We start from the raw sequence: 22,196 nt of genomic DNA on the forward strand, positions 1-22,196 counted from the left end.
GATGAGGATCGGCTCGGCCTGTCCGAGCAACCCTCGGAAGACCAGTGTAGGGCGAGCCACCTCAGCCACGAAGACGGATATACGGTCTTACTATTGATTGATGCCCAATGGGCGAAGACAGAGCTTTATTGTGTCGGCACCTCGACGGACCCCGGACGTAGCGGAAGGGATAACCTCCTTTTTCTGGAGGCGGTGCTTTGGGTCATGCGGAAGGCAGTTCGTCGCGCGACTTACCCGCGATGCTAACAACCAAGAGTACCTCCTATCACCGATTTCGCGCTTGGCGTGAAGCCGATGTTTTCAAAGAGATTTCGATGCGTTATCGAAGCAACAGGCCTTTGAGTACGTCCTGATTGAAAGCACGATTTTCAAAGCCCATGCCGATGCGAGTGGCGCAAATGCACGTATGGCCCGCCCCTTTGCAAGCTACAAATAGATGATGGTTTGAGCAGTTTGCACAAACGTATCCGGGCCCGGCGCTGCGAGAAGACGATCGCCGCATTCATGGGTTTCGGTCACCCCCCACATAGCATTCGAATGTATCGCAGAACCTCTCGGCCGTCTTCAAGACCGCCATTTGCCCAGCCAGCCAAAAAGTGCGGCGTAAACGGGCGTTACTGTATTTGGAGATCTTGCTTCGACCGCGGAATGTACCGGACCGGACAATGGCCGGGCCCATGCCATAGAACGTCAGACACTGACGATGGTGTGGGAACCCACGCTATCGAATCACAGGCCGCTTCTCGGCAAGGACCAAGCGAAATACCGGTCCATCAGGGGGATCAGCGCTGCCCCTAGAATGGCGGGATCAGCCTCGATGGCACTGAGCATTCGATGTGGGTAGGGCGCTTCCACCCCATACCGTGGAAAGGATGGTGAAGGCGGCACTGCCAACAGCAATTCACCGAGCGCACGAGGAAGCTCACCGCCGAAGACAATCGCCTCTGGATCAATGACGGCCCTTAGCATGTCGATTGCGCGATTTAGCGCAGGCGACACCTCCTTTACCCATTCGGCGACAGGTGGCCAGAACGGGTCGAAACGCTGTCGAAGTTCCCGGATGTTGGCAATCGAGATGCCACCTGTTTCCAGTCTTTTTAAAAGCTCGCCAAGTGCCGGGCGGGAGGCTTCCTCTTGCAGCGTGTAGACCCGGCTGAGTTCACCCGCATTGCCAAAGGCGCCGAAGAACGGCTTGCCATCCAGCACGATGCCCCCACCGAAGCCGTAGTTGAACGAGAGGTACCCAAAGGTGGCATAGTCTCGGCCGACGCCGACAGCAGATTCACCGATGGCGCCGGTGGTGCCATTGTTTTCGGTCCAGATTGGCAGGTCAAACATGGTCTCCAGCTCCCGGCGCAGATCGACCAAAGACCAGTCGCGCAGAAGTTCCGGCGAGTTGAAGCGGCGATCCGGTCCGACAAAGAAACCGGCCATTGAAAAGCCCATCCCCGCAATCTTCTGATGCGCGATGCCGTGGGATGCTAGCAACGCGCGCAATCGTTCCTTCAGTGCAAAAAGCGTGTCGCGCCTGTGTGTCGGTGGCATCTCCAGCATCTCCTCGTACACGATCTTGCAGGAGAAATCGCAGATGCCGAAGGCGATGCTGTCGGTATTGACTGAAACACCAATCGCATACCTTGCGTCGGCATTCAGCTTCAACGATGGACTGGGTTTACCGCGTCCGTGGATCACCGGATCTCCGAGTGTCAGCCACTGCGCGTCGAGAAGCGTGTCGATGATCCTGTGCACCGATGGCTGGGTGAGATTAGTCCATGGTGCAACTGCAGAACGCATAATGTTTGGAGATCTTCGCACGATCTCGAGGATCATCCGCTCATTTCCCGAAAGAGAATCGTTCATCCGTCCAAGCCGTGCTGCTCTCACCTATCGTTGAAGTCCTAAACAAATTGTCCGCCTTCGGCAAACAGTCTGCCACTGATTGGAGGGCAATTATTCCGATTGAATGATAATACATGCGTGAGTTTGGACCGCTCATGATGCCGCTTTAGGCGCTTACCCGGGAAGTACCCCGCAAGGGTCGCTGACTTGTCATAAATATCATACATAAGGAATGATAAGCGGTATCCACCATCCGAAGTGATTAACCTTGCGAGGGAGAACATGAGATGACGCTGATGGCCAATGCCTTGGCAGTCGAACGGGCGAGCCTGCGTTACGGCACTTTTCAAGCCCTCATTGATGTGACGTTTTCCGTCGGTGAGGGGCAACTAGTCACACTTCTCGGCCCATCCGGTTGCGGCAAGACAACGCTATTGAAGGCAATAGCCGGCTTCATGCCGCTGGACAGCGGTCGCATTGAAATCAGTGGCCGGGACATGCAGGGCGTACCGCCGGAAAAACGCGATACCGCCATGTGTTTCCAGTCCTATGCCCTGTTCCCGCATCTTTCGGTGGCCGAGAATATCGCCTTTGGCCTGCGTCAGCGTCGAATTAAGAGCAGCGACATCGCATCGCGCGTAGCCGCCGTCGCCCAGCAAGTGGGTCTATCCCCGCAACTGGAAAAGCTGCCGGGTCAGTTGTCTGGCGGCCAGCAGCAGCGCGTCGCGCTTGCCCGCGCCATGGCCGTCCACCCCGGTGTAATGCTCTTCGATGAGCCATTGTCGAACCTCGATCTCAAGCTAAGGGACCATGTTCGTATCGAAATCCGCGCGCTCCAGCGCGAGCACGGCTTTACTGCGGTCTATGTGACACATGACCAGCAGGAGGCCCTCGCCATGTCGGATCTCGTCATCGTCATGCGCAACGGCATGATTGAGCAGATGGGTCCGCCCGAGCAAATCTACAGACATCCGGTCAACCGTTTCGTGGCTGATTTCGTCGGAACGGCCAACATCATGCCGGTGGACGTCCTGGCGAGCGACCAGAAAAGCGGGCGATACGAGGTCACTTGTCCTTTCGGCAAAGCCATCATCCACTCGGCGACTCCACCGGTCGGCAGCCGCATCTATGCCTGCTGGAGGCCGGAAGACGCGATGTTGACCTCCGAAATTACAGAGGAAGAAAATCGGTTCACATTCGACATTTCCGCCCGCACATTTCTTGGCAGCCTGTGCAACCTCGCGCTCTCGCCTCGGAATGGAGCGGCCGAGGCCTTCTTCCGTATCCAGACGCACGGTTTCACGCCGGTCCGTGAGGGGCAGACGGTTGACGTAGTCATCCCCCCTGATGCCATCCGCTTCCTTGAAGAGGTTGTAGCATGACGAACAACCAAACGCTCAAGGCATACTTGCTGTTGCTTCCGGGGCTCCTGCCCATCATTGCCTTCATGTCCCTTGTGGTCGGAATGGCGGTGTCGCAATCCATCGGCTTTTTCAATTTTTCGGGTGCGGATCAATTTTCAATACAATCCTGGCGCGAAATTCTGTCGCAGGATCAGTTTTGGCGAGCCTTTTTATATTCCGCGCGCACCGCCACTCTGAGCGCGATCCTCTCCGTATTGCTCGCCTATCCGATTGCCCTTTGGTTGCGTCGACCTTTCCCAGGCTCCGATTTGATTAGCGCCATGATCAAGGCGCCAATCCTCGTTCACGGCCTAGTGGCCGCCTTTCTTTTCGTCAACTTCATCTCCTTCCAGGGGTTTCTGAACGTTGCGCTCGTCAATCTCGGCTTCACCGCCAGTCCAATGCGAATGCAGAATGATACCTATGCGATCGGGGTCGTCATCCTGCAGGTGTGGAAGAACATGCCTTTCGCTTTTCTCATCATCGTTGGCTCGGTGCGGGCCATCGGCGATGACATTCTGGATGCCGCGCGAGGCCTCGGCGCAGGTTGGCTCGCCAGGTTGAGGCGCATCATCCTGCCGCTCACCTTGCGGTCGCTGCAGGCTGCGCTCGTCCTCATCTTCATCGTGGCTGCCGGTGACTACTCGTTCCAGGCGGTGGCCGGTCCCACCAGCGTTAACTCTCTGGCGCAATTCATGGTCCGGACCCAGGCGGACAATGGGGCGAATGGCTGGAACGAAGCCGCCGTCGTTGCGGTGATGCTGATGGGACTGTCACTGTTCGGTTCGCTCATTGTGGCCGGTCTGACACAACTTGCCGTCCGACGAATGCGGAGATAGGCCAATGCACGGTATCACCTCCTCCCGCACCGTCTGGTATCGCAGGCTGTCCATCGGCCTCGCGCTTGCCGTCTTCTTCTTTGCGCTGGCTTTGCCTTTCGCTCTGGCCGTATTGTGGTCGCTGGTTGATCCCGCCCACCCTTGGGCCTATCCCGCCGTGTTGCCGCCGGTGTTGTCACTGCGCCGCTGGCTGGAAGTCTGGACAACGAGCGCGCTGCCGCAAGCCCTCTACAACAGCTACATGCTGGCTGCTTGCGTCTCCATCGCGACACTGCTTCTTGCCTCGTCGGCAGCCTATGCCCTTGGCCGCATGGAATTTGTCGGCAAATCCATCATACACTTGCTCACCCTTGTCCCGCTGATCATCCCGAACTTCATCAGCGCAATCTTTTTTTCGGCACTGCTGATCGAACTTGACGTCTATTCCCGATTCCTGGGTGTCCTGATCGGCCATACGGTGAGCTTACTGCCCTATGCGATACGGCTCATGACGGTCTCCTTTGCCATGGTGCGGCAGGATCTCATCGATGCTGCGCGTGACCTCGGGGCCTCGCCGCTTACCGTCTTTCGAACGGCTTATCTTCCGGTCATCAAACCCGGACTTCTCGCGGCACTCATTATCGTTTTCATTCTCTCGATCGAGGAATTCGCCATCTCCTACATCGTCGGGGCGCCAGATTTCATTACGGTGCCGACGATCCTCTACTCCTACCTCGGTTACAATTTCATACGGCCGAACGCTGCAGCCGTATCTCTCATTCTCGTCGTTCCCAATGTCGTGCTGATGCTGATCGCCGAGCGCCTCCTGCGAAGCGCAGACCCGGCCATCGTCACGGGCAAGGGATGATGTCGATACTCATGAGTACAACCATCACACAAGGATCTGATGCTATGCTGAAGAAAGTCGCACTACTCATGCTCGCCACGGCTCTGCCGATGGCCATTTTCAATACCAAGGCCGAGGCCAAGGATCTCTCCCAGATGAACTGGGAGGAAATTGTTGCCCAGGCCAAAGCGGAAGGCCGTGTCAACTGGTTTCACTGGTACTTCCAGGACCGTTTTCGCGAACAGGTGAAGGACTTTGAGGCTGAATACGGCATCAAGGTCACCATTCCCGATGGCGATGGCAAGGCCAATATGGACAAGATGCTGGCGGAGCGCAGCCGCGCCGAAGGAGACATTGATGCCATTTCTCTGGGAGGTGCGGCACTGCAGACATTCAAGTCAGATGAACTCCTCTACGGTCCATTGAAACCATTGCTGCCAGAGGGAACGAAGCTGCGTTACGCGATCGAAGGCGTGGACAACAAGGGCTATGCGCCTGCCTTTTGGGGCAACCAGACGGGCATTGCCTACAATCCTGCTCGCGTTTCGGCAGATGAACTTCCGCATACACTCGACGAGTTCGTCGCCTTCATGAAAAAGAACCCAGGCGAACTGGGCTTCAACGTCGAAAACGGCGGATCCGGCCCGGCTTTCATCGAAAGCGTTACGCGTGCCATCGTTAAAGACATCGACTATACGCAAGGTGCGTCGTCGCCGGAGAAACTCGCCAAACTGGCGCCTGCATGGGCATGGTTCAAGGAGAGCCGTGACGGTTACATCATCACCGCCTCGAACGCAGATAGCGTCACCCGGCTGAACGATGGCGAGTTCAAGATTATTGCCGCGTGGGAAGACCAGATTGCCGGTCTACAGCGGAAGGGCGAGATCTCCAAGGATATCAAACTGTACATCCCCTCCTTCGGTTTCCCCGGCGGCGGCAATGTCATTGGCATTCCCGCCAACGCCAAGCACAAGGCCGCAGCTCTGGTGTTCATCAACTGGCTCACCAGCGCGAAGACCCAAGCCAAATTCGCCAAGACATTCGGCATCGCACCGCAGCATCCGGATGCGGACAGCTCAGTAGGGCTTATCCCGGCCGCTGACCGAAAGTTTTCAACCGCCTGGTCCGCTAAGCCCTTTGGCGACGAAATCAAGAAGGCCTTCACCGGTCAGGTTCTGCAGAACTGATCGCTTCGTGAACGGTTCGCGCCACTGCAATTCCAGCCGCGGCGTCCCTTTGCATCTCAATTCTCGTCAAGAAAGAAAACGACCTTGTTTCGCTCTGATCCCAGACCCACCGCAACAATTTCCCGCCAGGACGTCACGGTGAAGGACGCCCTCATCGCCCATCGGGGCGCGCCACTGCTCGCGCCCGAAAACACCTTGCCAGCCATACGAGCCGCAGCCGCACAGGGCGCACGCTGGGTGGAGGTGGATGTCAAGCTCACTCGCGATAGGAAGCCCGTCATCATTCATGATGATCAGGTGGACCGCACGACGAACGGCCATGGTTTCGTGGCAAACATGATGCTGGAGTACATCCGCAGCCTTGATGCCGGTTCCTCCTTTTCCCCGGAATTTGCCGACACCCGGGTTCCAACGTTGGAAGAACTTGTTGAGACCGTGCTTGAACTTGGCATCAATCTGCAACTTGAGCTGAAGCCCACGCCCGGTGATGACATCGAAACTGCCGAAATCGCCCTTGCGGCGATTAAGGATTTTTGGCCTGCCAACCGTGACGGTTTGTTTTTCACGAGCTTTTCCATTCGCTCCATCCACGCCGCAGCGCGCCTCATGCCCAATGTGCCACGTGCCTTTGCCGTCGTTGTGCCGCCGAAGGACCCCAAAGCGCTAATGGCGGAAACCAAGTGTCAGATCCTTCACCTACAGCGCGCTCTGCTGTCGGACGATGCGTTGAAGATCCTGGCCGATAGCGGAATTGAGTTTGCCGTTGCGACGATCAACGAGGCGGATAAGGCGCAGCACTTCTTTGCCGGTGGGGCGCAGAGCATCCTCTCCGATGTGCCGGATCTGTTTTTACGGAAAGCCCTCTGACCATGGACGACATTGATCTACGCAAGGCTGCGCTTTACGACATTATCCGTAGCGTCAGCGACCGCGCGCTGCGGTGTTACCGCAGGCGGCAACCAACCAGGAGACTTTAGCCTAGGGGGCTTCAAGACTTTCTGACCGAGGCGGACGGTCTGGTTGAACGCCACGTGTTTGAAGAACTGCGGGCGCGATTTCCGAAAGATGGGCTACTTGGGTAGGAAAATGGTGGCAACGGCACGTCCCGACGCCTCTGGATGATTGATCAGATCGACGAGACGGCCAATTTTGCACGCGGTATCGATCATTTCTGTATCGCAATCGCCTTTGTTGAAGATGGCGTCATGCAACTTGGCACCACCTTCAATTATGCGACGGATTAGCTTTATTTCGCCTGCCATCGTCGTTGCGTCCGAAAGAACGGGAAGTCACTTCAAGTCGCCAAGACAGTTGCCCTAGCCGCAGCCTCCATCGAGCTCGACGGGTCGAACCTCACGCCGCAACCGGACTATCCCGCCGCAGGCTCTCGTTACAGGCTGCCCATTTCGACACACGATGCTTCTGCCACGCAATCTTGTGTCGGAGGTCGGTGTTGAACATCTACGGCATCCCGCAAATCCTGAACATGCTGTCAGCCAAATATTAGCCATCTGCATATTCCATGGAACAAGGACCGGTAGAATCGGTAGCTATCGCAGGTAGGCACAGAACATCTGCGCAAGGTTTATTGAAGCCAGCGCCCGGATCGTGATTGACTCGGGCGCTGGCTCAGATGCTTAAAAGTCGAACTTGTCGATATTATCCTTGGTGAAGACGGCGGGGCTGCCAAGCAGAATCTGGCTGCCATTAATAATCTGCAGCTCGCCAAGACGACCTGCCTTGAAGGTCTTGTCACCCGGCTTCAGCGTGCCATCAGCGGAGGCGCGCAGGGCTTGCATGGCGGCATAGCCGAGATCAACGGTGCTCCACAGTACGGCAGATTTCACGCAGCCTGCCTTGATATAGGGCTTCATCGGGTTTGGTGTTGCAAGGCCAACTACCGAGACCTTGCCGCACTGACCAGCCTGAGTCACTGCATCGGCTGCGGCAGGCGTTGCCACGCTAGTCATGCCGATGATGCCCTTCATCTCGGAGCCGTATTTGTTGATCAGCGTATTAGCCTGATTGAAGGAGAGGATATTGTCTTCCTGCGCCTCGACCGTCTCCAGCCACTTCATTTTGGGATAGCATTTGGCCTGATAGGCGGACATTTCCGCAATCCATCGCGCCTGGTTCGGGGTCGTAAAGGTGGAGGTTACAATAGCAAACGAGCTATCCTGGCCAATTTCCTTGGCCAAGGTATCGATAAGCGATTTCGCAACGCCGTTCGGCGTTGCCGGATTGACGAACCACTGTCGGGCACCGGGCTCTGCATCCGCATCATAGCCGACCACATTGATACCTGCAGCAAGCGCCTTTTTCAGAACAGGGGCGATAGCCACCGGGTCATTGGCGGAAAACAGAATGCCGTCGACACCTGACGTGATGTAGTTATCGATGAGCGTGATCTGGTCATCGATATTGGCCTTGGTGGAGCCATCTGTCTTGGCATCGACAGTGCCAAGTTCCTTTGCTGCCTCTTTCACGCCTTGAGACGTGGAATTGAAGTAGCCGATACCAACCAGTTTCGGCACATCGACCACCTTGATGGTCTTACCCTTACGCTCGGGGGCCTTTGCCGGTGTGCCACCGTTATATGCAACGGTGGCGGTGGTTGCAGGTGCGCCATCGCAGGCTAGTGGATTGGTAGGCTGGTCGTCCGCCCCCGTCCAAACTGGTGCGGCATGAGATGTTCCAGCCGAAAGGGCCAAAGCCAGGATTGCTGTTATCATTGATCTACGCATAGGTTCCTCCTCCATTGTTGCGAGATGATGTATGTATCTTTAGGCACGCCGCTTGTTGAGCAGCGTGGTTATGAGAATGGCACCGATCAGCATCAGGCCGATCAGCACTGCCGTGCCTTCCGCCTTGACACCCGCCAGCGACAGCCCGTTCTTCAGGCTCTGGATGACGACGAGGCCAATCAGCGTGCCTATGACGCTACCGCGACCGCCATAGATTGAAGTACCACCCAGAACGACAGCAGTAATGGCATCGAGTTCCAGCCCGGTACCCATGTCCGAGCGGGTGGTGGAAACGCGTGAAACGAAGATCACGCCTGCAAGTGCGGCCGCAAAGCCCGATGCGGTATAGACGGCAATTTTGGTGCGGTTGACCGGCAGGCCGGAAAAGAACGCCGCCACTTCGTTTGCTCCGATGGCGTAGATGCTGCGCCCAATCCGGGTGGCGGCAAGCAGCACACTGGCAAGGATCGCAAAGGCAATCAGAATCCAGAGCTGCGTAGGTACGCCGAGAACATTGCCTTGGCCCAGCACGTAGAACCAATCCGGGTAGCCGCGCACCGAGCGTGCCTGGCTGATGCCTTCAGCCAAGCCGCGATAGAGCGCCAACGTTGCCAGTGTTGCAATCAGCGGCGGCACGCCAAAGCGGGTGATCACGAATCCATTGACGAAGCCGCAGAATGTGCCGACCGCAACGGCAAGCCCGGCCGCAGCCACGAGCGGCAGACCAAGATTTTGCCAGAAGACACCGGTCAGGATCGCGGTTAGCCCGAGGATCGAGCCAACAGAAAGATCAATGCCGCCAGTGATGATCACGAAGGTCATGATGATGGCGACGAGCCCTACTTCGGTCATTAACCGTCCCTGATTGAGCAGGTTGGCACCCGTGAAGAACTGGCTGGACTGGAAGGCGAGCAGGACAAGCAGCAGAATGGCCACAAAGGCGAGAATGGTTTCGTGCCTTAACAGATGACGCAATGGCATGGATCCCTCCCTACTTCTTGGGGCGGCGGCGTATCATGTCCGCAAGAACTGTGATCAGAATCAAGCCGCCGATCACGGCTCTTAGCCAATAGGCAGAGACGTTGACGAAGATCAGCGCCGAGCCAATGGTGGCAAACAAAATAGCAGCGAGCGTGGAACCGATGACTGTGCCCGAACCGCCCAGGATCGAGACCCCGCCGATTACGGCTGCAGTAATGATCGTCAGTTCCAGGTTCGGCGGCACCGTGGACTGGATGACCTGCAATTGCGTAGCAAACAAAATGGTGGCGATGCCTGCGAAAGCCCCATGGATAACGAAGACCGCCAGCACTCGCCGCTCGCTGGAAATGCCGGTGGCCCTAGCCGCTTCCGGGTTGCCACCAACCGCATAGAGCGAGCGACCGAACGGAAAGTTGCGCATCCACCAGGCTGCAATCAGCGTCAAAACTACCATAGCTATAATGGGGAATGGAAGACCGAAGGGCTTCCACTGCGCAATCATGAACTCCTTTGGCAGCCCGGAAATCCATGTGCCACCGGTAATGGAAATTAGGCCGCCGCGCAGAATGGACATCATGCCAAGCGTAACGACTATGGAAGGAATACGCGCATATGCCACCAGCCACCCGACCACGCAATTGACCGCCATGCCGAGAACGACAGGTGCCCCCCATGCCACCCAGACAGGATAGCCGGAAACCGCCAAAGTGCCTGAAATGGTTGCTAGAACCCCGATCAACGCACCGACGGAAACGTCGATGTGGCCGGTAATGATCACCATGGCCATGCCGATTGCGGCGACCGCGATGTAGGCGTTACCTGCAAAGATTGTATTGAGGTTGGATGCGCTGAGGAAGCGTGGATTATATAGTCCGACTATCAGAAGCAGTAAGAGAATGGCAGCGACGATCACGCATTCCTGTCCGTAATCGCTTAAGAGCCTTGCGAAGAGGGGTCGGGAACGCTGATGCTTGCGCACGGTTACGGCGCTACTGTCGTGCACGATAGCCATTACGCCGCCTCCCTTGGTCCGGCTTGTTTCGTCATGGCGGCACCAACGGTTTCAGGTGTGGCGTGTGCCCTGTCGATCATGCCGGTGACCTGACCATTGTTCATCACTAGGATGCGGTCGCTCATGCCGATCACTTCCGGCAACTCGCTGGATATCATGATGATGGCGAGGCCTTCTGCCGCTAGATCGCTCATCATAGCGTGAATTTCGGCCTTTGCCCCCACATCAACGCCGCGCGTTGGTTCGTCAAGGATCAGAATATCAGGCGTTGTTTCCAGCCATTTAGCGATCACTACCTTCTGCTGGTTGCCGCCGGAAAGTTCCCCGACCGGCTGCTGAATTCCCGCACGTGCCCGAACGCCAAGCCGTTTGACTGCGTCAACCGCGCGGCGGGCCTCCTCGGCAAAATTGAGAAATAGGCCGGGCGCTATGCGGTCAAGCGCTGCCATGGAAACGTTCTCATTGATGGACATGGATTTGACGAGACCTTGAAGGCCGCGATCTTCCGGCACATAGGCAAGACCAAGATCGCGGGCCTGCCTTGGCGTTCGGATGGAGACGGGTTTACCCTTCACCCTGATTTCGCCTGACGTGGCGGGCGTGATACCGAACAGCGTCAACGCCAGCTCAGTTCGCCCAGAACCAACGAGACCGGCAATACCCAGCACTTCACCACGCTTCAAGGTGAAGGAGATATCGCGCACCAGACGGCCATGATTGAGCTTGGAGACTTCCAGCACTGGCTCACCGATCTTCGATTCACCTTTGGGAAATAGCTGTTCGATGGATCGTCCCACCATCATCGCGACCAGCGTTGCCTCATCGGTATCGGCGATATCAAGCGTATCGATCATGACGCCATCACGCAGCACTGAAACGCGATCTGCCAGTGCGAAGATTTCCGGCATGCGATGGCTGACATAGATGATGCCGACGCCGCGTGCCTTCAGGTTGCGCACCACCTCCATCAGTCGAGTCACGTCCTTCTCGGTCAGCGAGGCCGTCGGCTCGTCCATGATCAGAATGCGGGCCTTGTGAGAAAGTGCCTTGGCGATTTCCACCCGCTGACGCTGCGCGACTGATAGCGTGGCAATGCGAGTATCGACATCAAGATCATCACAGTCGAGGCTATCCAGCAAGTCCCGAGCTTTGACGCGGGCCTCAGCCCAATCGATGCAGCCCATAGCTTTTCTCGGATAGTGGCCAAGGAAAATGTTTTCCGCCACTGTTAGGTCGGGAAAGAGCAGCAATTCCTGATAAACGGTCGCTATGCCTGCGGCATTGGCATCCCTGGCTGAGGCAAAGCGTACGGACTGCCCTTCGATTTCCAACACGCCACCATCTGGCTGATGGAGACCGGACAGGATCTTGATCATTGTGGATTTGCCAGCACCGTTCTCGCCCAGCAGTGCGTGTATTTCTCCGGGTCGTACGTCGAAGGCTATGTCCTTCAAAACTCTTACGGAGCCAAAGGATTTCGACACATCCACAAGCCGCACATAGGGCTTGATCGAACTATGTTCCTGAAAATTCGACGACAACTCGTTCCTCCTAATTGAACGGTCTCAGCCTGCTGCTTGATCAAACACCGTAGAAGCGCGCTGCGTTCTCTTCGAAAATAAGGCGCAATTCGTTCGGTCCGAAATGGCTTGAGAGAAGCGTGCGCGCGAGATTGGCGACCTCCGCGTAGCTCGCAGCCATCGTGCAGACCGGCCAGTCGCTGCCGAACATCAGTCGCTCGGGACCGAAACAACGCGCGACGTGATCGACGTAAGGCTGGAAGTCACCAAGCGCCCAATCGCTGGTGGCTTCCGTTACCATGCCGGAAACCTTGCAGTATACATTTGGAAAGCCCGCGACCTCCTCGATATACGCCCGCCACGGATCAAGCACGCCGTTGGCGATGTCGGGCTTGGAGATATGGTCCACCACCGCTTCCAGGTTCGGCACCTGTTTCAGCGCGGCGGTGACATGTGGTAGATGGCGGGTGAAGGTCAGAATGTCGAATGGTAGACCGCTTTCGGCCACTGCCTTTAGGCTATTGATAACCTTTGGTCGCAGGATATAGGCATCATCGGCAAGGCCCTGCAGCATGGGGCGAAGACCGATGAATTTGGGATTTTGCCGGTAGCGAGCCAGACGTGCAGTAAAGTCATCGGCCTCCATATCGATCCAACCTACCACACCTGCAACGAAATCCGCGTTTGCGGCTATCTCCAGCAGGAAGTCGGTTTCCGCTTCTGTCTCGGCTGCCTGCACAAGAATGGTGCGGGCAATACCTACCCGCTTCATCTCGCGGATCAGATCTCCCGGCAGGAAATCGCGGTAAATGGAGCCAAGCTGTGGTGTCAGCCAGCCGTAATCCCCGCGCTCTACCTTCCAGAAGTGCTGATGACTGTCGAGCATGCGATCTCCTCCCAGAGAGCAATTCCAGCGAAATTTCGAAACGGCTTCGCGTACACAACTACACAAAAACAACAGTTTGCGGGCGCTACTCGGGACGCACCACACCCTTCTTGAGAATGATGTTGCCGTATAGTCTGCGCTCACCGCTCGAAATAACGGCACAGGCAGCCTTGGTACGTTCAACGAAGGCCGGTACTTCAATGTTATCCAGTGGAATGCGGCGCTTCTCGGCGCTTTCGACGATCGCTTCGAATTCGGTATAGATCGCAGGGCGGTGACTAACCGCATCCATCACGGTTGCGGGATGATCGACAAAATCATCGAGAGGCATCAGCGAAAGTACGGCTTCCAGAATATCTGTCGCGGGAATGCCGGGCATCTGGATCAAATGCTCCGCCACCCTGACAGCCGGAAAATTAGCATCGGTAATGACGATCTCGTCTCCATGGCCCATTTCGGCCAAAATAGCTAGCAGTTCACCAGTCAGAAGGGGGTTGATAGACTTCAGCATGGGCATTCTCCTGCAAATTCAGATTAGCGGTTGATCAGGTCCTGAGCTTTCAGGGTGGCCCATAGCTCTTCGGGTATCTCCTGCTCGAACCACTCAATGTTCGTGGCGATCTGCGCGGCCGTTTTCGCCCCGATGGCCACGCAAGTGGCCGCCGGATGGCGCAGGGGAAACTGGATGGCGGCCGCGGATAGAGGCACGTTGAAGCTGTCGCAAACGGCGCGCAGTTTCTGAGCCTTTTCGATCATCTCTGCGGGTGCGTCGGAATAGTTGAACTTTTGCCTGCCGGATGCGGAGGCAAGAATTCCGGAATTGAACACACCCGCCACAACCAGTGCCATCCCGCGCTTTTGCGCGAGTGGCAAGAATTCCTCCTCGGCATCTTGATCGAGCAGCGTGTAACGACCAGCCAGCATGGAGCAATCGAGATCGGCCTCTTCCAACGCATCGCGGATGATCTGCCATTCGTTGACGCCAAGGCCGAAACCCTTGATATCGCCCGCTGCGCGAAGCTCAATCAGCGCCCTGAAGCCGCCGCCTTTGGTCAGTGCGTTCCAGTGATGCTCATGCAGATCGGCATGGGTCACGCGACCGATGTCATGTACGTAAAGAAGGTCAGGGCGGGGAAAGCCGAGACGCTGCTGGCTGTCATCGAAGCTGCGCATCACGCCGTCATAGCTGTAGTCGAAGACTTCGCGAAAATCGTAACCGTTCCACCAGCCGGGATCGAGCGGGTTCTTCGGTGGGGCTGGCGGCAGCTTGCGGCCCGCACGCTCTGATGTCATCAGGCGACCAACCTTGGTACTGATAACCCAATCGCGATTTTCCAGGTTTTTTTCGCGTAAAAGTTCGCCTGTCAAGTGTTCGGAGCGTGTGTTGCCGTACATGGGTGCGGTGTCGAAATAGCGAATGCCCGCATTCCAGGCGTGATTGAGCATGGCGGTTGCATCTTCTTTGGCCACGCAAGCGTAGAGCCCGCCAAGTGGCGCGGTGCCGACACCCAGAGCTGTTACACTAAGGCCTGTCCTGCCTACGGGGCGTTTATCTGTCGCTTTCATGCCAAATCCTAATCGTTCCCTTGGCCTGTCTTGCGAAAATCCGGACGTAGAGCCGCTATCCGGTTTCGCTAGGAATTGTACATTCGATGTAAGCGCGGATCTTACGGCGCCTTCAGACAACCACCGCAACGCGGCAAGAAAGCAGCATGGAGGTATCGGTGTCGTACATAATTGGATTACCGAATTTCAGTCATGATATCTCATCCCTCCGGATTGGTTTGGATTCAGGCCGATTCTTGCAAAAGCATAAGGTAGTCTTCCCGGCTAGCGAGTCGCGGATTGGTCGCATGGCAATGATCGTTCAGGGCCTCGCCAGAGACCTTCTCCATCATGGCCTCCGTCACACCGATGGCCTTGAGGCCGGAAGGCATGCCGATATCCTTGTTCAACCCGGCCATCACCTCATCCGGCTGGCCGCCCAATATATCGGTCATCACGTCCCACTTCCCACCGATGACCGGTCTGTTGAACCGCAGCACCGAAGGCATGAGCACCGCATTTAGAGTGCCGTGATGCAGATTAAGTTCTCGGATCGCACCGAGCGGATGGGTTAGGGCGTGCACAGCACCCAGGCCCTTCTGGAAAGCCATTGCGCCTTCCAGCGCTGTCATCATCATGTCCCAGCGCGCTTGGCTATCCTGCCCATTGGCAACAGCCTTACGAATGGCGGCGAAGCCGCGCTTCAAACCATCGAGCGCGATCGCGTCGGCAGGCGGATTGACCGACGATCCCATATAGGTTTCGAGACAGTGTGATAGCGCGTCCATGCCTGTTGCCGCAGTCAGGAAGGGGGGGAGCCCATAGGTCAGTTCCGGATCGCAAAGCGCGATCGACGGCAGCATATGCGCACTCAGAATACCGAGCTTGCGGCCTTCAGCGGTGATGATTACGGAGGCTCGCCCAACTTCCGATCCTGTGCCTGAAGTGGTGGGAACGGCTATCATTGGGCAGATCCGCCCATGGATCTTGCCTGCGCCGCCCTCAACTGCAGTATATTGCGCAAGTGGCGCAGGGTGACCGGTCAGCAGCCGCACCGCCTTTGCAAGATCGAGCGAGGAGCCTCCGCCCAGGCCGACGATGCCGTCGCAGTTCTCTGCCGCATAGAGCGCGTGTGCTGCCATGACCGCATCTTCTGTGGGGTTGGCAGGTGTACCGTCGAACACAACGGGCGAGGTTTCAAGCAGGCCAATCACCTTCTCCACCAGTCCCGTCGAAACCAGTCCCTTGTCGGTAGCGATCAATGGTTTGCGCACGCCAAGCTCTGACAGCAAGGCCGGAAGCTTCGCGATGGAGCCCGCATCGAACTCGATACGGGTAAGGTAATTGATGATTGCCATATTCTGCCTGCCCTCGACCTGCACGGACCTGCCCGACGAGCCTTATCTGGCTGCGCTTTAGTCTTCCAATGATCTGCATGCGATGTAGTTGATCGCCTGGGCCAGCCTCCTCGCCAGCCCCGGCTTTTCTTGGGTTCGGAGACCCCCAAATTTCCTCTTGCGTCCCGAACTAATATATGAGTTACATAAAGGCAGATGAGATAGCGCCTGTCAACATACTTTCGAAAGTTCGTGATAGGCTTCTAAAATCCTGATTTTCAAGAGATCTATATGAATATAGAGAAAAATAGACCGATTCCAAAAGCCGAACAAATATATTGGTTGTTGAGGCAGGCCGTCGTCCATCTGGAGATGCAACCGGGTGCTGTCATCTCTGAAAAAGATCTGTGCGCAGAGTTCGGAGTGTCTCGAACGCCTGTTCGCGAAGCGCTTCAGCGATTGGCGGATGAGGGGCTTGTGGACATTTTTCCGCACTCCGGCACTTACGTCAGTCGCATCTCGTTCAAAGTCGCAGAAGAGGGGTTCGTCATTCGCCGCGCGCTGGAAATTGAAAGCGTGCGCAAGGCCGTAGCAAACATTACCGATAAGGATGTCGACCGACTGGAAACTCTGATTGGCCAGATGCAATCCATCCTCGCCAATAACGAGTTAGGTAAATATCTAGATTGCGACGACATGTTTCACAGCGCGATTGCGGGCATCAGCGGCTATCCGCGGATCTGGAAGTTCATCACACTTGCTAAGGTTCATCTAGATCGCATGCGCCAGTTAAGTGCCCCCGTTCCGGGTCATCTGGCCATGGTTACCCAGCAGCATGAATCCATCGTGCGGGCACTGGCCAGTCGAAATGCCGATCAGGCTGAGCTCGCCATGCGCATTCATCTCGATACGTCCTTTGCGGTCATGGCCGGGATGTATGATGAGCAGGGCGCACTTTTCGATAGAAAGGAATGAGCATGACTATCTATTCGGCCTCGTCGCCGCTATTGCGCCTGAATGCGCAGGACAATGTTGCCGTCGCTCGTGTAACGCTTGAACCGGTGGCGCTTCCTGAATTGGGTGGTCAGAGCTTAACGAGTCGATTAACGCAAGGCCACAAGGTTGCCATCGAAAACCTTTCTCCGGGGGATGCCATTATAAAGTATGGCCAGATCATCGGTTTTGCTACCGGTGAAATTCGTGTTGGCGATCACGTTCATACCCACAACATGGCCATGCGCGACGTCGAGCTTGCTCATGAATTTTGTGTAGATGCCAAAGATGTCATCTATGCCGCCAAGCCTGCCAGCTTCATGGGCTTCGAACGTCCAAGCGGAGAGGCGGGCACGCGCAATTATATTGCCATTGTGTCCTCCGTGAACTGTTCGGCTACCGTTGCCAAGGCGGTGGCCCAGCATTACGCAGTGCCGGATCGGCTCGGTGACTACCCCAATGTCGATGGTGTCATTGCGCTGACCCATGCTGGCGGCTGCGCCATCAATACGGCGGCCGAAGGCTACCGCTATCTCACTCGGACATTGGCCGGCTATGCCACACACGCCAATGTCGGCGGTGTTGTGATGATCGGCCTTGGCTGCGAGACAAATCAGATCCCGGCATTGCTGGCAGCCCATGGCCTGAAGGAAGGCGAACGATTCCACACGCTGACAATCCAGGCGACAGGCGGTACGCGCAAATCGATCGAGGCAACCATTGCAGCCATCGATGCTATGTTGCCTGCCGTTAACGCTCTTACACGTACGCCGCAACCCGTTTCCAAGCTCAAGCTTGCGCTGGAATGCGGCGGTTCTGATGGCTATTCAGGCATATCAGCCAATCCGGCACTGGGCTATGCTGCCGATCTTCTGATTAGCCACGGCGGCACTGCCTGTCTTGCGGAAACGCCTGAAATCTACGGTGCGGAACATCTGCTCACAAGACGGGCAAGAAGCGCTCAGGTAGCAGAAAAGCTGCTTCAGCGTATCGAGTGGTGGCGTGATTACGCCGAGCGAGGTCAGGCAGAACTGAACAACAATCCCTCCCACGGCAACAAGGCAGGTGGTCTCACCACTATTCTCGAAAAGTCGTTGGGGGCTGTTGCCAAGGGCGGCACCACGCGGCTCAATGCTGTGTATGAGTATGCCGAGCGGATTACTGAAAGCGGCTTTGTTTTCATGGATACGCCGGGCTACGATCCAATTGCCGTGACAGGGCAGGTGGCTGGCGGGTGTAATGTCATCTGCTTCACGACCGGGCGCGGATCAGTCTCTGGTTTCAAGCCCGCACCTACGCTGAAACTCGCAACCAATACGCCGATGTACGAACGCATGCAGGAGGACATGGACCTCAATTGCGGCACCATTGTCACTGGCGATGAAACGGTGGAAGACGTCGGCCAGCGCATTTTCGATGCGGTCATTGCCACAGCTTCCGGCGAAAGGACGCTCAGCGAGATCTACAACTATGGCGATAACGAATTCGTGCCCTGGCAAGTCGGCGCGATCATGTGAGGAGTTGCACTCGCAAGAAGGATGCTCACGCGCGGGAGAGAGACATGAGCGATTTGAAGAAGTTTTACGATGTAATCATCGTTGGCGCAGGCGTCGGCGGCGGTGCCTTGGCCAATCGGCTGGCGGAATCGGGCCGCAACATCCTGATGATCGAGCGAGGGCCTCGTCTTCCACGCGAAGACGATAACTGGAACGTGGAGGCTGTGTTCCACAAGAAGAAATACGCGACCAAGGAGGAATGGCGCGACAAGGATGGTCAGCTCTTCAATCCTAGTACCTATTATTATGTTGGCGGCAACAGCAAGTTCTTCGGTGCGGCGACGCTCCGTTTCCGCCGCGAGGATTTTGAGGACTTGCAACACGAGGCTGGTGTCGCACCTGCCTGGCCGGTGTCCTATGAGGAGTTCGAGCCATATTACGCCGTGGCCGAGCGCCTGATGGGCACGCATGGCACGGCGGGGCTTGATCCCACTGAGCCACCACGGTCGGGTCCAATGCCCCATCCTGCAATTGGCCATGAGCCGCAGATCGCCTTTTTCGAGAAGAAGCTGAAAGAAAAGGGGCTACATCCATTCCCGCTGCCCATTGCCATTGACTACCATCAGGGCGGAAGCTGTATCCGCTGTCGCACCTGCGATGGATTTGCCTGCAAGCTGGGAGCCAAAGGTGATGCTGAGGTGCGTCTCGTCAATCCAGCGCTTGCCAAGGCAAAGGGTCGGATTGAACTGATTACCGAAACTTTTGTCCATCGCCTCCTGACAGATCCGACGGGCCAGCGTGTGACCGGCGTTGAGCTGACCCACAAAGGCGAGCAAAAGATTGTGGAGGGGGATCTTTTCGTGTCCAGCGCCGGTGCGATCAATTCGGCAGCGCTTCTGTTGCGCTCCGCCAACGATGTTCACAAGCGTGGGCTCGGCAACAACATGTCCGATCAGTTGGGCCGCAATTACATGGCCCATAATAATACCGCGATGATGGCAATCTCGCCCTTCAAGAAAAATCGGGTGATCTTTCAGAAGTCGATGGCGATCAATGATTTCTATCTCGCCAACAGCGAAAAACCCTATCCACTGGGCAATGTGCAAGGTCTTGGCAAGTTGCAGGGCGGCATGCTGACGGCGAGTGCCACCTGGGCACCGGAATGGTTGATGTCCACATTTGCAGACCGCAGTGTTGATTGGTGGCTGATGTCCGAAGACTTGCCGGATCCGAACAACCGGGTCACCGTCGATCCCGATGGCCGCATTCGTCTGAGCTATAAGGCCAACAACCTGAAATCCCACAATGAACTGGTGAAGGTCTGGTCACGCATAATGCGTTCGCTCGGCTATCCGCTCATCATTACCAACAAAATGGATATCAAGGTTTCCATGCACCAGTGTGGTACCGCGCGCTTTGGCAAGACGCCGGAACGTTCTGTGCTCGATAGGCATTGCAAGGTTTGGGATATCGACAATCTCTACGTCGTCGACGCGTCCTTCCTGCCATCGTCCACGGCCATCAATCCTTCGCTGACCATTGTCGCGCAGGCACAGCGCACAGCTGAACACATTCTTGCTCGCTGGGGCGAAACTATTCCCGCCACCACACCCCAGATTTCATCAACCGCAGCCTGAAAACACCGAAATTCAAGGGAGGAAACTGCATGTCAGACAATGCTACGGATTACCATCGCCTGTTCGATCTTACTGGTCGCAAGGCCATCGTTACCGGCGGTTCTCGCGGTATAGGCAAGGCTTTGGCCGAAGCACTGGCAGCGCACGGTGCGGATGTTGCCATCGTCGTGCGCTCCACACTGGACCGAGCGCAAGATGTTGCTAATACGATCAAGGCAGGCGGGCGCGACAGCTTTGCCCTGCAGGCAGATGTCTCGGATGAGGCCCATGTGGAGCGTATGACGCAGGCGGTGATCGAGCGTTTTGGGCGCATCGATATTCTCATCAACAATGCCGGGATCGTTCTGCCCGCACCAGCGGAAGAGTGTAGCCTAGACCAATGGCGGCAGACTATGGCCGTCAATCTGGATGGTGTTTTCCTCGTTTCCAAGCATGTCGGACGGCGGATGATTGCTCAGAAAGGCGGCTCGATCATCAACATTGGCTCTATGTCGGGTCGTATCGTCAACTGGCCCTTCCGCCATGCCGCTTACAACGTTTCGAAGGCTGGCGTGCATATGCTGACCAAAGCGCTCGCTACCGAATGGGCAGAACACAATGTGCGCGTAAACGCCATTGCACCCGGGTATATCCGAACTGAGCTGACCGACGAAGTGCTGCGCGAGCATCCGGATGTAGTCGCCAATCACTGGGCAAAGGGCGCTGTGCAGAACCGTATTGGCACTGTGGAAGAACTCGCCGGTTCCGTTGTCTATCTCGCCAGCAATGCGGGATCCTTTACCACTGGTGAAATCATCACCGTCGATGGCGGCCTGACGCTGCGTTGAAAAACCGTGTTGCATGGATCAGCGGATTGACGAAAACACTCCTACCGGACTTGTTGCAAGGCCCGACTTTTGCTTGAGGCGGCCCTTTCCTAGGCTGTAGTGACGATTTAACGTTTGGGCTTCCCCAAGGCGGGCGTTCTTGGCGAGATGCTCACTGTTCTGGCCCGCGAAGCTGATCTCGAATGACTGATGATCGACAGCATCATTGTGCGCCCCAATAAGCATGCAGCCGGAGCCGCCCTGTCAAAAGGCGGCGGATGTCCAAAGCCTGGGTCGGTCTCGCGGCGGATTGAGAACTAAAATCCATGCCGCGACCGAAGCGCTCAGCCTACCAATACGCCTTATCGGCACTCCCGGGCAGCGCAATGATATCGCCTTGGCCCACGATCTTGTCGAGGGTATCGAGGCTGATGTAACGCTGGCCGACGAAGGGCACGATGCGGATCATCTCGTCGAAAAGATTGCAGAAACAGGAACTGGTGTTGTCATTCCGCAAAAACGGATTTCCTAACTGCCAATTTGCCTTTACCTCCAAGCGCCTGCGATAAAGAGGGGGGCACCTGAAGCAAGCCGATTGCGTCATATATCATCATTCTTTAGTATGACTTGCCTATAAAAACGCCAAAAACCTAACGACAGGAACGATTCCTCCAATTTATTTAACCGAATATTTCGTCCTTCCGTGCGCTATTGCTCATAGAGGGCACGGCCACCTGCGCGCCGATTGATGAGGGAAGCAGGAATGGCGATCGGCTCCAGCACAGCCTTGATCAAGCGCATTCTTGAGGTTCCAATGACCATTCGTGCCAAACTTTTCTCTGCTCTTCTCGTACTTGCGACAGCATTGAGTCTGCTGGCAGTCGAGGCCTTCTATGCTCTGAAGCAACAAAGCGACGTCGCACAATCGATCGTCAATGATCGCGTCGTTCCTATGGAGCAGTTGAAGAAAATCGCTGATGCCTATGCAGTCAGCATTGTCGATACTGTGCATAAAGCAAGAGCAGGAAGCCTACCATCGTCCGAGGCCGTCAAAAGTGTGGAGGCTGCTTAGAGTCTGACTCGAAAAGCCTTCAACGATATCCATACCTTGCAAGTCGCCTTGTGATCAGGCGAATGTGGGCGAT

19 protein-coding genes and 4 pseudogenes are annotated in these 22,196 nt (G+C 56.3%); 13 read left to right on the plus strand and 10 right to left on the minus strand.

Annotated features, from left to right (window positions below; all coding sequences use genetic code 11):
- Nucleotides 1-246: pseudogene (locus MUU53_RS20375) on the plus strand (hypothetical protein); the annotation flags it as partial.
- Between the two features lie 256 nt (nt 247-502).
- Here MUU53_RS20375 and MUU53_RS23445 read toward each other — a convergent pair.
- A pseudogene (locus tag MUU53_RS23445) lies at nt 503-706 on the minus strand (transposase); the annotation flags it as partial.
- A gap of 23 nt (nt 707-729) precedes the next feature.
- Complete coding sequence (locus MUU53_RS20380; RefSeq protein ID WP_247262508.1) at nt 730-1,830, minus strand: ROK family protein; 1,101 nt, start codon at nt 1,828-1,830, stop codon at nt 730-732.
- 296 nt (nt 1,831-2,126) lie between these two features.
- Between MUU53_RS20380 and MUU53_RS20385 the strand changes: the two genes are divergently transcribed.
- From MUU53_RS20385 to MUU53_RS20410, 6 genes and pseudogenes are all read left to right on the plus strand, one after another.
- On the plus strand, nt 2,127-3,221 hold the full coding sequence (locus tag MUU53_RS20385; RefSeq protein WP_247262509.1) for an ABC transporter ATP-binding protein: 1,095 nt from the start codon (nt 2,127-2,129) through the stop codon (nt 3,219-3,221).
- A complete protein-coding gene (locus tag MUU53_RS20390) occupies nt 3,218-4,081 on the plus strand; it encodes an ABC transporter permease (protein ID WP_247262510.1) in 864 nt (287 codons plus the stop codon). Before MUU53_RS20385 ends, MUU53_RS20390 begins: the two co-directional genes overlap by 4 nt.
- Nucleotides 4,082-4,085: 4 nt before the next feature.
- Complete coding sequence (locus tag MUU53_RS20395; protein ID WP_247262511.1) at nt 4,086-4,928, plus strand: ABC transporter permease; 843 nt, start codon at nt 4,086-4,088, stop codon at nt 4,926-4,928.
- 44 nt (nt 4,929-4,972) lie between these two features.
- Complete coding sequence (locus MUU53_RS20400) at nt 4,973-6,094, plus strand: extracellular solute-binding protein (RefSeq protein ID WP_247262512.1); 1,122 nt, start codon at nt 4,973-4,975, stop codon at nt 6,092-6,094.
- A 138-nt stretch (nt 6,095-6,232) separates the two neighbouring features.
- Nucleotides 6,233-6,961: a glycerophosphodiester phosphodiesterase family protein gene (locus tag MUU53_RS20405; RefSeq protein WP_247262513.1), complete on the plus strand. Its 729-nt coding sequence runs from the start codon at nt 6,233-6,235 to the stop codon at nt 6,959-6,961.
- Nucleotides 6,962-7,203: 242 nt separating this feature from the next.
- Nucleotides 7,204-7,338: pseudogene (locus MUU53_RS20410) on the plus strand (inositol monophosphatase family protein); the annotation flags it as partial.
- A 393-nt stretch (nt 7,339-7,731) separates the two neighbouring features.
- Here the strand turns inward: MUU53_RS20410 and MUU53_RS20415 are convergent.
- The 8 genes from MUU53_RS20415 to MUU53_RS20450 form a co-directional block, all read right to left on the minus strand.
- Nucleotides 7,732-8,838, minus strand: coding sequence for an autoinducer 2 ABC transporter substrate-binding protein (locus MUU53_RS20415; RefSeq protein ID WP_247262515.1), 1,107 nt, complete (start codon nt 8,836-8,838; stop codon nt 7,732-7,734).
- A gap of 39 nt (nt 8,839-8,877) precedes the next feature.
- Entirely contained in the window at nt 8,878-9,819 is a 942-nt protein-coding gene (locus tag MUU53_RS20420) for an ABC transporter permease (RefSeq protein WP_247262516.1), read from the minus strand.
- A gap of 10 nt (nt 9,820-9,829) precedes the next feature.
- Nucleotides 9,830-10,831 carry an ABC transporter permease gene (locus MUU53_RS20425; protein WP_247262517.1) on the minus strand — a complete coding sequence of 334 codons (1,002 nt, stop codon included), beginning with the start codon at nt 10,829-10,831 and terminating at the stop codon, nt 9,830-9,832.
- Nucleotides 10,831-12,372 (minus strand): sugar ABC transporter ATP-binding protein, encoded by a 1,542-nt coding sequence (locus MUU53_RS20430; protein WP_247262518.1) that lies wholly within the window; start codon nt 12,370-12,372, stop codon nt 10,831-10,833. The genes MUU53_RS20425 and MUU53_RS20430 overlap by 1 nt, the downstream gene beginning before the upstream one ends.
- 40 nt (nt 12,373-12,412) lie before the next feature.
- Entirely contained in the window at nt 12,413-13,237 is an 825-nt protein-coding gene (locus MUU53_RS20435) for an amidohydrolase family protein (RefSeq protein ID WP_247262519.1), read from the minus strand.
- Between the two features lie 85 nt (nt 13,238-13,322).
- Nucleotides 13,323-13,748, minus strand: a complete 426-nt coding sequence (locus MUU53_RS20440; protein ID WP_247262520.1) for an RbsD/FucU family protein — start codon at nt 13,746-13,748, stop codon at nt 13,323-13,325.
- A gap of 23 nt (nt 13,749-13,771) precedes the next feature.
- Nucleotides 13,772-14,803, minus strand: coding sequence for an aldo/keto reductase (locus tag MUU53_RS20445; RefSeq protein WP_247262521.1), 1,032 nt, complete (start codon nt 14,801-14,803; stop codon nt 13,772-13,774).
- A gap of 224 nt (nt 14,804-15,027) precedes the next feature.
- Nucleotides 15,028-16,140, minus strand: coding sequence for an iron-containing alcohol dehydrogenase (locus MUU53_RS20450; protein ID WP_247262522.1), 1,113 nt, complete (start codon nt 16,138-16,140; stop codon nt 15,028-15,030).
- 270 nt (nt 16,141-16,410) lie between these two features.
- Between MUU53_RS20450 and MUU53_RS20455 the strand changes: the two genes are divergently transcribed.
- The 6 genes and pseudogenes from MUU53_RS20455 (at nt 16,411) to MUU53_RS20480 (ending at nt 22,123) form a co-directional block, all read left to right on the plus strand.
- The gene (locus MUU53_RS20455) at nt 16,411-17,094 is read left to right on the plus strand and encodes a GntR family transcriptional regulator (protein ID WP_247262523.1); all 684 of its coding nucleotides are present in this window, start codon (nt 16,411-16,413) and stop codon (nt 17,092-17,094) included.
- Between the two features lie 2 nt (nt 17,095-17,096).
- Nucleotides 17,097-18,629 (plus strand): UxaA family hydrolase, encoded by a 1,533-nt coding sequence (locus MUU53_RS20460; RefSeq protein ID WP_377307355.1) that lies wholly within the window; start codon nt 17,097-17,099, stop codon nt 18,627-18,629.
- A gap of 44 nt (nt 18,630-18,673) precedes the next feature.
- Complete coding sequence (locus tag MUU53_RS20465; protein WP_247262525.1) at nt 18,674-20,245, plus strand: GMC family oxidoreductase; 1,572 nt, start codon at nt 18,674-18,676, stop codon at nt 20,243-20,245.
- Nucleotides 20,246-20,274: 29 nt separating this feature from the next.
- Nucleotides 20,275-21,072, plus strand: a complete 798-nt coding sequence (locus MUU53_RS20470; protein ID WP_247262526.1) for an SDR family NAD(P)-dependent oxidoreductase — start codon at nt 20,275-20,277, stop codon at nt 21,070-21,072.
- A gap of 132 nt (nt 21,073-21,204) precedes the next feature.
- Nucleotides 21,205-21,574 (plus strand): annotated as a pseudogene (locus tag MUU53_RS20475) (transposase); the annotation flags it as partial.
- 240 nt (nt 21,575-21,814) lie between these two features.
- Nucleotides 21,815-22,123: an MCP four helix bundle domain-containing protein gene (locus MUU53_RS20480; RefSeq protein WP_247262527.1), complete on the plus strand. Its 309-nt coding sequence runs from the start codon at nt 21,815-21,817 to the stop codon at nt 22,121-22,123.
- Nucleotides 22,124-22,196 lie beyond the last annotated feature (73 nt).

The organism is Affinirhizobium lemnae, from assembly GCF_022968395.1.
In the GTDB taxonomy this organism is placed as follows: Bacteria; Pseudomonadota; Alphaproteobacteria; order Rhizobiales; family Rhizobiaceae; genus Neorhizobium; species Neorhizobium lemnae.

What these genes read in the sequence shown, in the direction of transcription:
- MUU53_RS20400 (WP_247262512.1), top strand. Translation starts at nt 4,973, where the DNA reads ATGCTGAAGAAAGTCGCACTACTCATGCTCGCCACGGCTCTGCCGATG.
- MUU53_RS20425 (WP_247262517.1), bottom strand. Translation starts at nt 10,831, where the DNA reads ATGGCTATCGTGCACGACAGTAGCGCCGTAACCGTGCGCAAGCATCAG.
- MUU53_RS20465 (WP_247262525.1), top strand. Translation starts at nt 18,674, where the DNA reads ATGAGCGATTTGAAGAAGTTTTACGATGTAATCATCGTTGGCGCAGGC.
- MUU53_RS20415 (WP_247262515.1), bottom strand. Translation starts at nt 8,838, where the DNA reads ATGCGTAGATCAATGATAACAGCAATCCTGGCTTTGGCCCTTTCGGCT.
- MUU53_RS20435 (WP_247262519.1), bottom strand. Translation starts at nt 13,237, where the DNA reads ATGCTCGACAGTCATCAGCACTTCTGGAAGGTAGAGCGCGGGGATTAC.
- MUU53_RS20470 (WP_247262526.1), top strand. Translation starts at nt 20,275, where the DNA reads ATGTCAGACAATGCTACGGATTACCATCGCCTGTTCGATCTTACTGGT.
- MUU53_RS20390 (WP_247262510.1), top strand. Translation starts at nt 3,218, where the DNA reads ATGACGAACAACCAAACGCTCAAGGCATACTTGCTGTTGCTTCCGGGG.
- MUU53_RS20450 (WP_247262522.1), bottom strand. Translation starts at nt 16,140, where the DNA reads ATGGCAATCATCAATTACCTTACCCGTATCGAGTTCGATGCGGGCTCC.
- MUU53_RS20480 (WP_247262527.1), top strand. Translation starts at nt 21,815, where the DNA reads ATGGCGATCGGCTCCAGCACAGCCTTGATCAAGCGCATTCTTGAGGTT.
- MUU53_RS20420 (WP_247262516.1), bottom strand. Translation starts at nt 9,819, where the DNA reads ATGCCATTGCGTCATCTGTTAAGGCACGAAACCATTCTCGCCTTTGTG.
- MUU53_RS20385 (WP_247262509.1), top strand. Translation starts at nt 2,127, where the DNA reads ATGACGCTGATGGCCAATGCCTTGGCAGTCGAACGGGCGAGCCTGCGT.
- MUU53_RS20395 (WP_247262511.1), top strand. Translation starts at nt 4,086, where the DNA reads ATGCACGGTATCACCTCCTCCCGCACCGTCTGGTATCGCAGGCTGTCC.
- MUU53_RS20460 (WP_377307355.1), top strand. Translation starts at nt 17,097, where the DNA reads ATGACTATCTATTCGGCCTCGTCGCCGCTATTGCGCCTGAATGCGCAG.
- MUU53_RS20380 (WP_247262508.1), bottom strand. Translation starts at nt 1,830, where the DNA reads ATGATCCTCGAGATCGTGCGAAGATCTCCAAACATTATGCGTTCTGCA.
- MUU53_RS20445 (WP_247262521.1), bottom strand. Translation starts at nt 14,803, where the DNA reads ATGAAAGCGACAGATAAACGCCCCGTAGGCAGGACAGGCCTTAGTGTA.
- MUU53_RS20455 (WP_247262523.1), top strand. Translation starts at nt 16,411, where the DNA reads ATGAATATAGAGAAAAATAGACCGATTCCAAAAGCCGAACAAATATAT.
- MUU53_RS20440 (WP_247262520.1), bottom strand. Translation starts at nt 13,748, where the DNA reads ATGCTGAAGTCTATCAACCCCCTTCTGACTGGTGAACTGCTAGCTATT.